At 75.4% G+C, this 14,609-nt stretch carries 12 protein-coding genes; 3 read left to right on the top strand and 9 right to left on the bottom strand.

Translation table 11 applies throughout. The features are described from left to right. Positions 1-8: 8 nt before the first annotated feature. Both ACQP60_RS06180 and ACQP60_RS06175 read right to left on the bottom strand, forming a co-directional pair. The gene (locus tag ACQP60_RS06180; RefSeq protein ID WP_429729405.1) at positions 9-815 is read right to left on the bottom strand and encodes a glycerophosphodiester phosphodiesterase family protein; all 807 of its coding nucleotides are present in this window, start codon (positions 813-815) and stop codon (positions 9-11) included. Further along, a complete protein-coding gene (locus ACQP60_RS06175) occupies positions 812-1,903 on the bottom strand; it encodes an alpha/beta hydrolase (RefSeq protein WP_429729403.1) in 1,092 nt (363 codons plus the stop codon). The genes ACQP60_RS06180 and ACQP60_RS06175 overlap by 4 nt, the downstream gene beginning before the upstream one ends. 121 nt (positions 1,904-2,024) lie before the next feature. Between ACQP60_RS06175 and ACQP60_RS06170 the strand changes: the two genes are divergently transcribed. Continuing rightward, positions 2,025-3,521: an MFS transporter gene (locus tag ACQP60_RS06170; protein ID WP_429729401.1), complete on the top strand. Its 1,497-nt coding sequence runs from the start codon at positions 2,025-2,027 to the stop codon at positions 3,519-3,521. Here the strand turns inward: ACQP60_RS06170 and sigJ are convergent. After that, complete coding sequence (sigJ, locus tag ACQP60_RS06165; protein WP_429729399.1) at positions 3,454-4,518, bottom strand: RNA polymerase sigma factor SigJ; 1,065 nt, start codon at positions 4,516-4,518, stop codon at positions 3,454-3,456. The genes ACQP60_RS06170 and sigJ overlap by 68 nt on opposite strands. A gap of 91 nt (positions 4,519-4,609) precedes the next feature. Here sigJ and ACQP60_RS06160 point away from each other — a divergent pair, with 91 nt between their 5' ends. After that, a complete protein-coding gene (locus ACQP60_RS06160; RefSeq protein WP_429729398.1) occupies positions 4,610-4,963 on the top strand; it encodes an iron chaperone in 354 nt (117 codons plus the stop codon). Positions 4,964-4,970: 7 nt separating this feature from the next. Here the strand turns inward: ACQP60_RS06160 and ACQP60_RS06155 are convergent, their stop codons facing one another. The 3 genes from ACQP60_RS06155 to ACQP60_RS06145 are packed head-to-tail and all read right to left on the bottom strand — an operon-like array spanning position 4,971 to position 8,820. Next, positions 4,971-6,374 (bottom strand): FAD-binding oxidoreductase, encoded by a 1,404-nt coding sequence (locus ACQP60_RS06155; protein ID WP_429729396.1) that lies wholly within the window; start codon positions 6,372-6,374, stop codon positions 4,971-4,973. Positions 6,375-6,412: 38 nt separating this feature from the next. Next, positions 6,413-7,813 (bottom strand): MFS transporter, encoded by a 1,401-nt coding sequence (locus ACQP60_RS06150; protein ID WP_429729394.1) that lies wholly within the window; start codon positions 7,811-7,813, stop codon positions 6,413-6,415. Further along, positions 7,810-8,820 (bottom strand): alcohol dehydrogenase catalytic domain-containing protein, encoded by a 1,011-nt coding sequence (locus ACQP60_RS06145; protein WP_429729392.1) that lies wholly within the window; start codon positions 8,818-8,820, stop codon positions 7,810-7,812. The genes ACQP60_RS06150 and ACQP60_RS06145 overlap by 4 nt, the downstream gene beginning before the upstream one ends. A gap of 73 nt (positions 8,821-8,893) precedes the next feature. On the opposite strand from ACQP60_RS06145, the gene soxR reads away from it, so the two are divergent. Next, entirely contained in the window at positions 8,894-9,373 is a 480-nt protein-coding gene (gene soxR / locus ACQP60_RS06140; RefSeq protein ID WP_429729390.1) for a redox-sensitive transcriptional activator SoxR, read from the top strand. 62 nt (positions 9,374-9,435) lie between these two features. Here soxR and ACQP60_RS06135 read toward each other — a convergent pair whose 3' ends face one another. Genes ACQP60_RS06135 through ACQP60_RS06125 form a run of 3 tightly spaced genes read right to left on the bottom strand, consistent with a single transcriptional unit; the run spans position 9,436 to position 14,449 of the window. Beyond that, positions 9,436-10,938 (bottom strand): amino acid permease, encoded by a 1,503-nt coding sequence (locus ACQP60_RS06135; RefSeq protein WP_429729389.1) that lies wholly within the window; start codon positions 10,936-10,938, stop codon positions 9,436-9,438. A 32-nt stretch (positions 10,939-10,970) separates the two neighbouring features. Then, positions 10,971-11,420, bottom strand: coding sequence for a NanQ anomerase/TabA/YiaL family protein (locus ACQP60_RS06130; protein ID WP_429729387.1), 450 nt, complete (start codon positions 11,418-11,420; stop codon positions 10,971-10,973). After that, the gene (locus tag ACQP60_RS06125) at positions 11,417-14,449 is read right to left on the bottom strand and encodes a glycoside hydrolase family 2 TIM barrel-domain containing protein (RefSeq protein WP_429729386.1); all 3,033 of its coding nucleotides are present in this window, start codon (positions 14,447-14,449) and stop codon (positions 11,417-11,419) included. Before ACQP60_RS06125 ends, ACQP60_RS06130 begins: the two co-directional genes overlap by 4 nt. Positions 14,450-14,609: the final 160 nt, after the last annotated feature.

Genomic DNA, 14,609 nt, shown 5'->3' with positions numbered 1-14,609 from the left:
AGGGACGGTCAGGCCCAGAGCCCGCGGGCGGCGAGCACGTCGCGCAGCAGGTCCGCGCGGTCGGTGACGATGCCGTCGACGCCGAGGTCGAGGAGACGGCCCATCTCCCCGGGCGTGTTGATGGTCCACGCGTGCACCTGGCGTCCGGCGCGGTGGGCGGCGGCGACGGTCACGGCGTCGACCACGGGCACGCGGCCCTCGGACACGGGGACCTGCAGGGCGTCCACGCCGCGCAGCGCGCGGCGGGCGAGCGCGTCCACCCGGAGGCGCGCCCCGGCGAGGAACCCCGCCACCTCGCGGCGCCCGGCGGACGTCGCGACCGGGCGGGTCAGGCGGGCCAGGGTCGCCCGGCGGCGCCGGACGTCGAACGACGTGACGCAGACCCGGTCGTGCGCGTTCGTGCGCTCGATCGCGTCGGCGGTGGGCGCGATCCCGGAGTCCTCCTTGACGTCGATGTTCACCCGCAGGTCGGGCCACGTGCCGAGCACGTCGTCGAGGCGCGGCACGGGCTCGGTGCCGCCGATGCGCGCGTGCTGCACGACCGACCACGGCAGGTCGGCCACGCGGCCGGTCGCGTCGGTGGTGCGGTCGAGGGCGGCGTCGTGCAGCGCGACGGCGACGCCGTCGGCGGTGCCGTGCGCGTCGGTCTCGACGTACCGGAAGCCCAGCTCGACGGCGGCGGCGAACGCGGCGAGCGAGTTCTCCAGGTTCTCCCGGCCGTGCGAGAACCCGCGGTGCGCCAGCGCCAGGACGGGCAGCGGCGCGCCGTCGGCCCCGCGGGGGTCGAGGTACGGGTGGGCGGGCGCGGGTCTCACGGTCGCTCCTCGTCGTCACGGCGGTCCGGGTCGTCACGGTGGTCGGGGTGGTCGCGGGGGTCCGGCAGGCGGGTGTCGAGCCATCCCAGGACGCCGTCGAGGTAGGCGTGCCGTGGGGCGTCGGCGGACAGGGCGAGGTCGTGCACCCCGCCGGGGACGACGAGCGGCGTCGTGTCGGGACCCACCCGGGGCGTCAGGGCCGCGATCCGCCCGACGTCGAGCACGGTGTCCTGCGCGTCGAGGCGCGGGTTGTCGGGCCGGTCGGGGCCGGAGGAGTCGCTGCGCGCGACGAGGACCGGCCCGGGGACCGCGAGGCCGCGGGCCAGGCGGGCCTGCGCCCGCGTGACGGTGCGGAGCCAGCCGGCGCGTGCCGGGAGCCCGTCCGGCCGCTTGAGCGTGGTGTCGAACTCCCAGCGCCCGCCGCGGGACGCGTGCTGGTGCGTGGCGTACTCGGACGGGTTCGCGCTGACGACGGTGAGCGGGCGGCGCCGGCCCAGCACCTCGAGCACCGCGGAGCGGCCGGCGTCCGCGAGCCGCGAGCCGCTGAGGGAGAAGAACGGCGAGTTCAGCACCAGCAGGTCGGGCCCGTGCGCCGGGTCGTCGCGCACGGCGTGCGCCCAGAGCGCCGCGCTCAGCCCGCCCGTCGAGTGCGCGTGCACCACGAGCGGCAGGCCCGGCTCGAGCTCCCGGACGGCGTGGGCCGCTGCGGACAGGTCGGCTCCCGCCTCGCGCAGGCTCGCGACGTAGTGCGGGGGCAGTGCGTCGTCGGCGCCCCGGCCGTCGTGGTGGACGTGATCGTGGACGTGGTCGTGGCCGAGCAGGGAACGGCCGGCGCGACGCAGGTCGACGGCGTAGAACGCGTGCCCGGCGGTCACGACGGCGCGGGCGAGGTGCTCCTGGAAGAAGTAGTCGTTGTACCCGTGCACGTGCAGCACGACGGCGCGCGGCGGGCCGGGCCGGTCGACCGCCCGGACCAGCGTGGCGGGCCCGAGGCCCCGTTCCTCGAACCCGGGACCGAGGAGCCGGTCGGCCCGCCACCCCCCGGCCGGGCCGGGGTTCCGGGGCGACGTCGGGGCGGGAAGGTGCACGGCGCGATCGTAGCCGCGGGCCGCATCGGCGGCCTGGCGGCGACGGGGCCCGCGGCTCGCCGTCGGCCCTCCTGCGAGGTGCCACTCCCGCCGGGCGGCAAGGTCGGGCAGACTGCGCGTCATGAGCGACCGACCGGCCGTGCCGGACCCCGCCGTCCCCGACGCCGTCACCGATCCCGTGCCCGAGGGGATGCCTGGCGGGGCGGCCGGGGCGCACCACCCGCCGCACGGCCCGCTGCACGGCCCGGCGGGTCCCGGCGCGGGACCGACGCAGGCGGCGGTGCCGCGCCGCCAGGTCGTCTCCTGGGCGCTGTGGGACTGGGCCACCCAGCCGTTCAACACCGTGATCGTCACGTTCGTCTTCACGGCCCTGTACCTCACGACCGACGAGTTCCTGCCGCCCGAGGTGGCCGCCCTGCCCGCGTCCGACCCGGTGCACGAGCGCGCCCTGGCAGGGCTCACCAGCGGGCTGGGGCTCTGGGTCACGATCGGCGGGCTGCTCGTGGCGCTCCTGGCCCCCGTGCTGGGGCGGCGCGCCGACGTCGAGGGGCGGCGCAAGGCCTGGGTGGGCGGCGCGACCCTCGTCATGGTGGCGACGATGGCCGGGCTGTTCGCGGTCCGCGCGGACCCGGCCTGGTTCGTGCTCGGCGCCGCCCTCGTGTCGCTCGGGAGCGTGGCGAGCGAGATCGCCGGCGTCAACTACAACGCCATGCTCGTGCAGGTCTCGACCCGGGCCACCGTGGGCCGCGTCTCCGGCCTGGGGTGGGGTCTGGGCTACCTGGGCGGGATCGTCGCGCTCCTGGTGGTCGTGGTCGCGCGGGCCTTCGACTTCTGGGGCCTGCCCGCCGACGACGGCCTCGCCTTCCGCGTGATCGCCGTCGGGTGCGCCCTGTGGGCCGTCGCATTCGCCTGGCCCCTGTTCCGGTACGTGCCGGAGGCGCCGCCCGCCGAGGGCCGGCCACGGGTCGGCTTCTTCAAGGGCTACGCCGTCCTGGTGCGCGACGTGGTCGCCCTGTACCGCCACGAGCGGCCCACGTTCTGGTTCCTGCTCGCGAGCGCCGTGTACCGCGACGGCCTGTCCGCGGTGTTCACGTTCGGCGCGATCATCGCCGCGGTGTCGTTCCGCTTCAGCGGCGACGCGGTGATCGCCTTCGGCATCGCCGCCAACCTGCTCGCCGGCCTGAGCACGATCGTCGCCGGGCGCCTCGACGACCGCTTCGGCCCGCGGGCGGTGATCATCGGCTCGCTCGGCGGGCTCGTGGTGTGCGGCCTGCTCGTCGTCGCGCTGCACCCGTTCGGCGCCGTGGTGTTCTGGGTGGCGGGCCTGGCGCTGACCTGCTTCGTCGGCCCCGCGCAGGCCGCGTCCCGCTCCCTGCTGGCCCGGGTGGCGCCCGCGGGGCGGGAGTCCGAGATCTTCGGCCTCTACGCCACGACGGGCCGCGCGGTGTCCTTCCTGGCGCCGTCGATGTGGACGCTGCTCATCGCGCTCACGGGCGCCACGATCTGGGGCACGCTGGGCATCGTCGCGGTGATCCTCGTGGGGCTGGTGCTCATGCTCCAGGTGTCGGTGGGCCGTCGGGAGCCTGCGGCGCCCGACGGCGGTGGCCAGCGCCCCTGATGACGGCCGCCACGGCGTCGAGGTCCGCCAGCGGGGCGAGGTGCTGCAGCTTCTCCGGGTTGATGACGCCGTGGATCTGCGTGATGCGCCCGCCCGCGACCTGCAACGAGTAGGCGCCGATGACGCCGCCGCCCACCGACTCGTCGGCGTAGGCGAGCAACCCGGGGCCGCCGTTGACGACCGCGGCCTCGAGGCGCGCCGGCGCGCCCCGCTTCGCGAACCCCGACAGCAGCTTCGCCACGGCCACGTCCCCCGACACGGGGCGCGACACGGCCAGCCCGGTGGGCACCTTCCCGCCCCCGTCGCCCGTGAGCGAGACGTCGTGGGCGAGCAGCGCGACCAGCGCGTCGACGTCGCCCTCCTCGGTCGCCGCGATGAACCGGCGCACCAGCTCCGCGGCGTGCGGGTCGTCGGCGCCGGTGCCGGCCGACTGGGCCTCCGGCTCCGTCTCCCGGCGGGCCGCCACGCGGCGCCGGGCCCGGGACGCGAGCTGTCGCGCGGCCAGCTCCGTCGTCCCGATCACCTGGGCCGACTCCCGGTGCGGGTAGCCGAAGACGTCGTGCAGCAGGAACGCGGCCCGCTCGGCGGGGGTGAGGGTCTCCAGCAGGACGAGGAACGCCGTGGACAGGTCGTCGGCCAGCTCGGCGTGCGCGGCGGCCTCACGGCCCGCCGCCCCGGCCGCGACGACGTCCCCGACCAGCGGCTCGGGCACCCACTCGCCGACGTACGACTCGCGCCGCACCCTGGCCGAGCGCAGCACGTCCAGCGCGATGCGCGTCGCCACGGTGGTGGTGTACGCGGCCGGGTTCACCACCGCCGGGTCCACCATCCCGACGGGGGCCACGCGCAGCATGGCCTCCTGGGCGACGTCCTCCGCCTCGGTGACGCTGCCGAGCATCCGGTACGCGGCGCCGAACGCCACCCGGCGCAGGTCCTCGAGGTCGGTCTCGGTCGCCCGTCCCGTACGTCGTCGGGCGGGGGTGTCCGTGCGTGGCATGCTGCCCATCCTTCCGTGGGGCGGGCGTTCCGCCCCGCACTCCCGACGACGTGGCGTGGCGCGACGTGACGGCCGACCGCACGATGGACCCGTGGGAGACGTCGAGGACTACCTGGCCACCCTGTCCGGAGCGGAGCGCGACGCCGTCGCGCGCGTCTACGAGCGGGCGCGGGCCCTCGTGCCCGACGTCGAGGAGGGCCGCAGCTACGGGATGCCGGCGCTGCGCTACCGCGGCAGCCCGCTGGTCAGCGCCATGGTCACGCGCACGCACGTGGGCCTCTACCCGTTCAGCCCGGACGTCGTCGCCGCGCTTGCGGGCGACCTGGACGGGTTCCGCACCACCAAGGGGTCCGTCTCCTTCCAGCCCGACGCGCCGCTGCCGGACGACGTCGTCGACCGGCTGGTGCTCGCGCGTCGTGACGAGATCGACGCGCGAGCACGCTGACCGACCCTCACGCCGGCGGCACGTTGACGTTGCCGCGGAACAGGTTCTGCGGGTCGTAGCGGCGCTTCACGTCGCGCAGCCGCTCCCAGGTGGCGCCGGGGTAGGCGGCCTGCGCGACGTCGAGCCCGCCGTCGAGGCTGAAGTTCACGTAGGCGCCGTCCGCGCCGCGCAGCCGGTCGGCGAGCGCGTCGACCCAGGGCCGGTAGCCGGCGGCGCCGGCCGCGTCGCGGGCGACGGCGGCGACGTTGCCCACCAGGCGTGCCCCGCGGTGGGCGTAGGCCGTCGCGTCGGCGGGGACGTCGGCCACCGCGCCCCCGAGAACCCGCAGCTGGGCGGCGCGCATCAGGGCGTCGGACCCCTCGAGCTGTTCCAGGAGGTGCGCCGCGGCGGCCTCGTCGAGACCATCGCCCAAGAACGTGCGCCCCGTCGCGACGAGCGGGCCGCCCTCCGGGCCGCCCTCCAGCAGGCTGGGGTACGGCGCGGGCCGCAGGCCGTCCAGGAGCGCGCCGCCCGCCCGGGCGGCGACGTCGCGCAGGGGAGCCAGCGCGGCGTCGGCCCGGTCCAGGGGGCCGGACCAGCAGGCGTTCGCCATGACCACGAGGCGCCCGTGCCACGCCGCGGGGATCATCGGCATCGGGGGCGCCGGCATGACCATGACGACCATCGTGAGCTCCGGCGGCGCGGCGTCCGCGGCCGCGACGACGCCCGCGACGGCCTCGGGCGTGGCGGGCATGAGGAGCACCCCGCCGACCACCTGCGACACCTCGTGCAGGGCGAACCGGAACCGCGTCACGACGCCGAAGTTGCCCCCGCCGCCCCGCAGCGCCCAGAACAGGTCGGGCTCGCGGTCGGCGTCCGTCAGGACGACCTCGCCGTCAGCGGTCACGACCTCGGCGCCGAGGAGGCTGTCGACGGTCATGCCGAGCGAGCGCGACAGCAGGCCGATCCCGCCGCCCAGCGTGATGCCGCCGACGCCGACCGAGCCGGTGTCGCCGAACGGGGTCGCCAGGCCGTGCTCCCCGGCGCCGCGCGAGTACGCGCCCGCGGTGATGCCGCCGCCGGCCCAGGCCGTGCGTCCGTCGACGTCGAGCTCGAGGGAGTCGAGGCCGCGCAGGTCCAGGGTGAGGGCGCCGTCGGCGGCGCCGAGGCCGAACACCGAGTGCCCGCCGGAGCGGACGGACACCTCGGCGCCGGCGTCGCGCGCGAACCGCACCGCGCGTGCCACGGCGTCCGCGTCGGCGGGACGGACGACCGCCGCCGGGCGCTGCTCGACGCCGCCGGGCTCGATGGCACGCGCGTCGCCGTAGCCGTCGTCGTCCGGCGCGACGACGGGCGTGCCGTCACCGAGGGCGTCGCGGAGGGCGTCGACCGGGACGGCGGGGGACGAGAGGGGGGAGGTGGGCTGGGACATCGTGACTCCTCGTCGGGACGACGGTGGCGGGGGTGCACTCAGGAGGACCGGGCGGGGAGCGCATCCTCATCGGCAGCATCCCGTACACCCGACGGGAAGTCGACGGAATTCGTGACGGCCGCGCGACCGGCGGGCCTCGTGCGGCCCGCCAGGGCGGTCGCGGTGAGCGCGAGCGCCGCCGCGAGACCGAGGCACGCCGCGTACGCGGCGGCGCCGACCCGGTCGTGCAGGGTCCACAGCAGCGTGCCCGTGCCGGTGAGCGCCAGCGCGGACGCCGCCGCGTCGGCCACCTGGAGCACCGACATGGACACCCCCTGCGCCGACGGCGGCGCGAGCTCCAGGACGAGCAGGTTGAGGGTGGGGAACATCAGCCCCATCCCGAGCCCGCTCAGCACCCACGGCGCGGCCGCGGCGGCCAGCGGGACCCCCGGCACGACGAGCAGCGCGACGCCCGCGGTCCCCAAGGCCAGGGACGCCCCGCCGAGGCGGAGGAATCCCGCGTGCGACAGGCCGCCCAGCCCGCGCCCGCGCGCCCACGACCCCGTCGACCACCCGAGGACGTGCAGCGTGAGGACGGCCCCGGCGAACGCCGGAGCCAGGCCCCGCTCGCGGGTGAGCGCGAGCGGCAGCAGCACCTGCGCGCCCACGAACGCGGCGGCCACCAGCGCCCGCACCAGCACGACCGTGCCCAGCCCGCGCGCCCCGCGCAGCACCTGCCCCACGACGGCCCGCCACGCCCCGCCGGGCCCGGCGCCGTCCCTGTCGCCGTGGCCGTCCGCGACCGCGCCGGCCCGGCGTCCTGCCGCGAGCGCCGGCCGCAGGGCCAGCAGGGCGGGCACGGCCAGCAGGGGCACGGCGAGGAACACCCACCGCCAGCCGAGGTACTGCGTCATCGCCCCGGCGAGCAGCGGCCCCACCACCCCCGGCACCACCCACGCGGCGGCGAACCACGCGAAGACCTTCGCGCGACGCTCCTCGGGGAACACCCGCGCCACCAGCACGAAGATCGCCACCCCCTCGATGCCGCTGCCCGCGCCCTGCACGGTGCGGCCGGCCAGGAGCACCGGCATGCTCGGCGCCAGCCCCGCGACGAGCAGCCCCGTGAGGAACAGCGAGATCCCCACCAGCAGCGGCGGCGTCGGGCCGCGGCGATCCGTCCACCGGCCCGCGACGAGCATCCCCACCACGCCCGCGGCGGAGCCCGTCGCGAACGCGAGCGTGTACAGGCGCAGCCCGTCCAGCTCGACGGCCACCGTGGGCATGGCCGTGGTCACCGCGAGCGACTCGAACGCGCCGAGCGCGATGTACGCCACCATCCCGGCCAGCACCGTGCGCTGCGTCCGCGGTCCTAGAGGAGTCCCGGGCTCCCCGCCGGGCTCGTCTCCGGCGTGACCGTCGGGCCGGCCGCCGGGCGCGGCGTCGGAGGATGCGGCGGTCACCCGAGGACCACCTTGCCGACGGTGCGGCGCTCCTCGAGCTCCCGGTGGGCCCGCGCGGCCTCCGCGAACGCCACCCGGTGGGTGAGCACGCGCCACGCGCCCGACGCGGCCCGCTCCAGCGCCCGCCGCTGGTAGTCGCGCAGGTCGCCGAACGCGGGCGCGCCGGGACCGACGACGGCCTGCACCTGGACCGGGTCGCCCGCCGGGGTGGCGGCGCTCGCGGCCACGGGGTTCGGTCTCCCGGAGGCCCAGCCCTGCACGACGAGGCGCCCGCCGCGCCCGAGCAGCGCGGCCGCCTCGCCGCCGAGGTCGCCGCCCACGCCGTCGATGAGCACCGTGGCGGCGTCGGCGCGCAGGCGTCCGAGCGCGCGGCGGGCGTCGGCGGGCCAGCCGCCGGCGGCGACGTCGACGACGGCGAGCCGCTGCCCGGCGTCGGGCGCGAGCCCCCGGACGGCGCGGACCTTGCGCGGCCCCCCGGCCAGGGCGAGGACCCGGGCGCCGGCGTCGAGCGCGGACTGCACGAACAGGGAGCCGAGGCCGCCCGCGGCGGCGGTGATCACGACGACGTCGTCCGGGCCCGGCCGCGCGACCTCCAGCGTCATGAGCGCCATCCGGCCGGTGCCGATCATCGCGACGGCGTCCGCCAGGTCGAGGCGGTCGGGCAGGCGGTGCAGGGAACCGACGGGGGCGACGGCGAGCCGCGCGTACCCGCCGCCGTCGGGCGTGGCGCCGAGGTGGGCGGCGACCCGGGCCCCGAGCCAGTCGTCCCCGACGTCCGGGCCGACCGCGACGACCGTGCCCGCGACCTCGCGCCCGGGGATCGCGGGGAGGCGCGGCGCGGGCAGCGGGCCGCCGGGCTCGCCGCGGCGCAGGGTGGTGTCGAGCAGGTGCACGCCGTGCGCGCGGGCGGCGACGAGCACCTGTCCGGGGCCGGGCACGGGGTCGGGGACCTGCTCGAGCACGAGGGTCTCGGGCGGGCCGTAGGAGTGGTGGCGGATGGCGTCCATGCCGCCATGCTGTGACCTGAACTAAGGTTGAGGTCAACAGCGGATCGTGGGGGGAACGCCGGGAGGTGCGAGCGTGCCGGAGCAGGTCACGGAGAAGGTCCCGTGGGACCACGTGGAGCTGACGGTCGGGGAGGTGTCCGCCCGCAGCGGGGTCGCCGTGTCCGCGCTGCACTTCTACGAGCGTCGGGGGCTGATCACCAGTCGTCGCACGTCGGGCAACCAACGACGCTACCGGCGTGACGTCCTGCGCCGGGTGTCGTTCATCCGGGTCTCCCAGCGGGTCGGGATCCCGCTGGCGCGCATCGCGGAGGCGTTGAGGACGCTGCCCGCCGACCGCGCGCCGAACGTCCGCGACTGGGAGCGGTTGTCCAAGGCCTGGCGCACCGACCTGGACGCGCGGATCGCGCAGCTCGAGCGCCTGCGCGACGACCTCACGGACTGCATCGGGTGCGGCTGCCTGTCCCTGAGCCGGTGCGTGCTCGCCAACCCGCACGACGCGCTCGGCGACGACGGCCCCGGCCCGCGCCGGCTGCTGGTCGACGACCCGGACTGACCGGTCGTCGCAGCCGTGGCGGGCCGGGGCCGTGGGGCTCCGTGCTGCCTGGGGGCCTCCGGTCAGGCCGAGGCCGGCGTGCCCTCCGCGAGCTCCGCGGCGTTCTCCGCCGAGCGGAGCGGCGCCGTGGGCGCGAGCTCCGCGTCGGCCTCTTCCGGCGACGCGGCCCGGAGCCGGCGCACGTACCGCTGGTACCACAGGAGCGCGGCGCCCAGGAAGACGACGACGCCGCCCACGTTGTACGCCAGGGTCAACCACAGCGCCTGCCCCTCGGGGAACGTCGACGCCACGAACGCCACGGCGAACACCACGAGCAGGAACACGGACATCGCCAGGCCCGTGCCCCGCGAGCCGAACCGGAACTCCCGCACGGTGCCCTCGAACCGCCACCGCAGCACCAGGTAGGCGACGAGGATGAGCGCCGGCGGCAGCAGCGCCGTCGCCGCGGTCATGTTCGTGACGATGCGCAGCAGGTCGTCGATCGAGCTGCCCGCGCCCAGCGTCGGGATCAGGAGCAGCGGCACGACGATCGCGAACTGGATCCACGCGCCCGCCACCGGCACGCCCTGGTCGTTGAGCGCCACCACACGGCGGCCGAAGATCCCGCCCGGGATCTCCGAGAAGAAGATCTTCACCGGCGCCGACGTCCAGATCAGCAGGCCGCCCAGCGTCGCGACCAGCATGATGACGCCCACGACGCGGACCACCACGTCACCGGGCAGGCCGAAGTACCCGGCCGCCGCCTGCATCGTCACGAAGATGCCGTTGCTGTACGACACGCTCTCCTTCTCCACGAACACGCCCATCAGCCACGTGCCGAGGGAGTAGAGCAGCCCGATCGCGATGCCGGACACGACGATCGTGCGCACGAACGCGCGCACGCCGCCCTTGAGGTCGTTGAGGTAGACGCCGATCGACTCCGCGCCGCCCACGCCCTGGATGATCCACGCCAGCGTGCCGAGGAACGCCCACGCGGTGATGCCGGAGCCCGGGTCCAGGCGCATCCCGGCGGGGGACAGGTCGTTGGCCGGGGTGATGCCGCCCAGCAGCGCGCCCACGCCCGCCACGATGAACAGCAGCGCCATGACCAGCATCAGCGTGGAGCCGAACGACGTCACGCTGCCGATCCAGCGCGCCCCCTTCGTCGACACCCACGTGGCGACGAGGAAGATCACCACCGACAGGACGGCGATGAGCCAGGGCTGCATCGTCCACTCCTCGCCCAGGATCATGTAGCCGGCGTACACCAGCACGATCGGCAGCAGCGAGATGAAGTAGAAGAGGTTCACGAACCAGTAGCAGAACGCCGTGAAGAAGGCCCAGCGCCCGCCGAGGGACGACTTCACCCACTGGTAGACGCCGGACTCCGACCGGCGGTTGAGGCTCACCATCTCCGCGATCACCAGGGTGAACGGCACGAAGTACAGGATCGTGGCGAGCAGGAAGATCGGGGCGGCGAGCGTCCCGATCGAGACGTAGTTGTTGACCACGTTGCGGAAGTTGAAGACCGCCGCGATGACCATGCTGAACAGGATCACCGCACCGATCGACCGGCGATTCGTCATCGAATGTTCCTTGCTGTGGGTGGTGGGTACGGCTACTTGTTGTGGAAGGTGGCGCCCTCGACGGTGACGTGGGCCACCGTCACCGTCGTGTCCGGGTCGGGCAGGACCCGTGCGGCTTCGTCGGGGCCGACGACGAGCACGGATCCCCGCGGGATCGTGCACCGCTCGGCGGCGCCGCGCAGGTGCGCGCGGTCGGTGAGGTCGCTGTACGGGACGGCGACCTCCAGCCCGGCCACGGGGGCGACGTCCACCGCCGCGTCCCCGTCCACGGGCGAGAGCACCAGCAGGTACCGCCGCCGCGCGACCAGCTCGTCGGTGGCCAGCGCGCTCGTGCGAGCCCGCATCGCCGTGAGCGAGTCGCCCACGGAGTACATGACGCCCGGGAGCCGGTCCTCGGCGCGCAGCGCCTGCAGGGTTCGGTCCCACTTCGTCACGCCCCCGAGGACCTCCTCGAGGTGCGCGTGGTCGCGGAAGGTCCTCACGATCCGATCCCTTCGTCGTGGTGGGGTGCCGCCGCGGACACGGCGCGCAGGTCGAGCTCGAACCGGAACGGCTCCAGGCGCACCCGATAGCCGTCCAGCACCTCGCTGCCCCACGAGTTCGACCCGAGCCCGAGCACCCGGTGGTTGACGTTGACCGTCACCCGGTCCTCCGGCACGAGGTCCGTGCGGTGCCGCGCCGCGTCGATCGCCCCGGCCGAGTACGGCCATGCCGAGAAGGCGAACCGCTCGTCGCCCGCCGCACGGACAGCCAGACCGTCGCCGTGCGCGTCGGTGAGCGTCACCCACCGCACGTCACCGCGGTTGGCGCAGTCCTGCGGCACCACGTAGGGCGTGAACATCGCGTCCACGTCGTCGTGCCAGCGGCCCACCGTGGCGGCCGCGCGCGAGTCCGGGTAGTTCTCGCCCGGGCCGAGCCCGAACCAGTCCACCGACCGCAGGTCGCCCGGCACCGCGAACGACAGGCCGATGCGCGGCACGATGTCGCGGTAGTCACCCACCGGCTCGCCCGTCACCGCCAGGTGCACGCCGTCCGCCGCCATCGTCCACGTGAGCCCGACGGCGACGCCGATGTCGAGGGTCGGCGGCGCCACGCGCGCCGACACCTCCACCACCACGGCGCCGTCGCGCTCGCACCATGACACGTCGCGCACCGACGTCTGCAGGAGCGACAGGAAGCGGGGCGCCCAGAGCTCGTCGTTCTCCTGCTGGTGGTTGTCCACCAGCGGCTTCCAGAAACCGACCCGCGGCGGCGCCGCCAGCAGGTCCCGGCCGCCCCGGTGCCACGACAGGTCGCCCGAGAGCAGGTCGACCGTGAACCGGTCCTCCTCGGGCGTCGTCACGACCAGGGACACCCCGTCCACCACGGCGTCCACCGAGGCCCGCCCGACGCTCGCCGGCCGGCGCGGCTGGTCGGCGACGGCGACCTGGAAGCGGCCCAGCTCGCGCATCGGCGGAGCCCACTCGTGCGCGGCGGTCGAGAGCACCCGCGCGGTCAGGTGCGTCTCGCCGTGCCGGGCGATCTCCGGGGACACCGGGACCTCCCACGACCCTCCCGGGGCGACGGGGCCCGGCGTGAGCGTGCGCGTCCCGACCACCCGGCCGTCGTGCAGGGTCTCGACGACCACCACGACGTCCGACAGGTCCGTGAACCAGCGCCGGTTCGTCACCGTGCACACGCCATCGGCCCAGGCGACGCGCACCGGGCAGATCACCTGCTTGTACTCCAGCAGCCCCGGGCTCGGCTCCTGCCACGGGAACACCAGGCCGTCGATGCAGAAGCTGCCGTTGTTCGGCACGTCCCCGTGGTCCCCGCCGTACGCGTGGTACTCCCGGCCGTCGTCGGTCGTCGCGACCAGCCCGTGGTCGCACCACTCCCACACGAAGTGCCCCTGGATCGCGTCCCAGGCCTCGAAGACCCGCTGGTACTCCGCCAGGCCACCCGGACCGTTCCCCATCGCGTGCCCGTACTCGCAGATGATCCGCGGCTTCGGGTGCCGGTGCTCGCCCAGGTCGTTCATCTGCGAGACGCGGGAGTACATGGTCGAGACGACGTCGACCACCTCCGCGTCACGGTCCTCCTCGTAGTGCACCGGCCGGTACGGGTCCAGCTCCGTGCAGCGCGCGTACATCGCCGGGATGTTGCACCCGTACCCCGACTCGTTGCCCAGCGACCACATCACCACCGACGCGTGGTTGCGCTGCGCCAGCACGTGCCGCTCGATCCGGTCCACGTACGCCGCCTGCCAGGCTGCGTCGTCCGTCAGCCGCGACAGGTCGCCCACGTTCGCGAAACCGTGCGTCTCCAGGTCCGTCTCGGCGAGGACCAGCAGGCCGATCCGGTCGCACAGCTCGTAGAACCGCGGGTCGTTCGGGTAGTGCGCCGTGCGCACCGCGTTGACGTTGTGCTGCTTCATCAGGTGCAGGTCGCGCTCCACCCGCGCCATCCCGACGGCGCGCCCGCGGCGGTCGTCGTGGTCGTGCCGGTTGACGCCGTGCATCATGAACGGCGCACCGTTGAGCAGCAGGCGGCCGTCCACGATCGTCACCTCGGCCAGCCCGAGCCGGTGCGGCACGTGCTCCACCGTGCCGTCCGCGCCGCGCACCACCAGGCGCATGTCGTACAGGTACGGGTCCTCCGGGTTCCAGAACCGGGCGCCCTCGACGACGAGCGTCGCGTCCGTCCCCGGGACGACCGGCGTGGTCGCGACCACGCGCCCGCCCTCGCGGACCTCCCACGTCACCTCCACGTCACCGACGGCGCTCGCGGACAGCGTGACCTCCGCGCGGTCGGCGTCGAGCCGGTGCGTGCGCACGTGGAAGTCGGCGAGGTGCGCCGCGGGGCGGGACAGGAGGTAGACGTCGCGGAAGATCCCGGAGGCCCACCACATGTCCTGGTCCTCGAGGTACGTCCCGTCGGAGTACTGCAGCACCTTGACGACCAGGTGGTTCTCGCCCGGGTGGGCGACGTCCGTGACGTCGAACTCGGCGCTGAGGCGCGAACCCTTCGTCATCCCGACGAACGCGCCGTCCCAGTAGACCTCCGCGTAGCTCTCGACGCCGTCGAAGCGCAGGACCCGTCGGTCGCTCGTCGGGGCCTCGGGGAGGACGACGGTGCGCTGGTACACGCCCGTCGGGTCGTCGGCGGGGACGCGCGGCGGGTCCACGGGGAAGGGGTAGCCCTCGTCGGTGTACTGCAGCCGGCCGTAGCCGTCGACCTGCCACAGGTGCGGCACCCGCACGACGTCCCAGTCCGCCGCGGGCTCGGCCAGGGCGTGGGCCGGGACGCGGGCAGGGTGGTCGAAGAGCCGGAACCGCCACGCGCCGGTGAGGTCGACGAAGCCCCGCGAGCGGCGCCGGTCCGTCGTCGCGGCGAGCTCCGACGTCTCGTAGCCGAAGAAGTAGGCCCGGGCGGGCAGCCGGTGGCGGCCGGTGAGGGCGGGGTTCTCCCAGTCGTGCACGGCGGCGTCGCTCGCGCCGGCGCTGGCGGGATCCGTGGGCAGGAGGGGCATGTCCCGGAATGTAACCGGTTTCATTTGGAAGGGTCAACCAGGCGGTGCCTCGCACGGCGCCGCCCCGACACCAGCCTCCGGGTGCGCCGGTGCGCGATACTGGGCACCGTCCACCACCGTTCGGCCAGGTCACGGGCGCACCTCGCCCCGTGCGGAGAGG

This window comes from Isoptericola variabilis, from assembly GCF_050311655.1.
Lineage (GTDB): Bacteria > Actinomycetota > Actinomycetes > Actinomycetales > Cellulomonadaceae > Isoptericola > Isoptericola variabilis.
The sequence above is the reverse complement of the archived record's forward strand: the minus strand, read 5'-3'. Positions and strand labels throughout refer to the sequence as shown.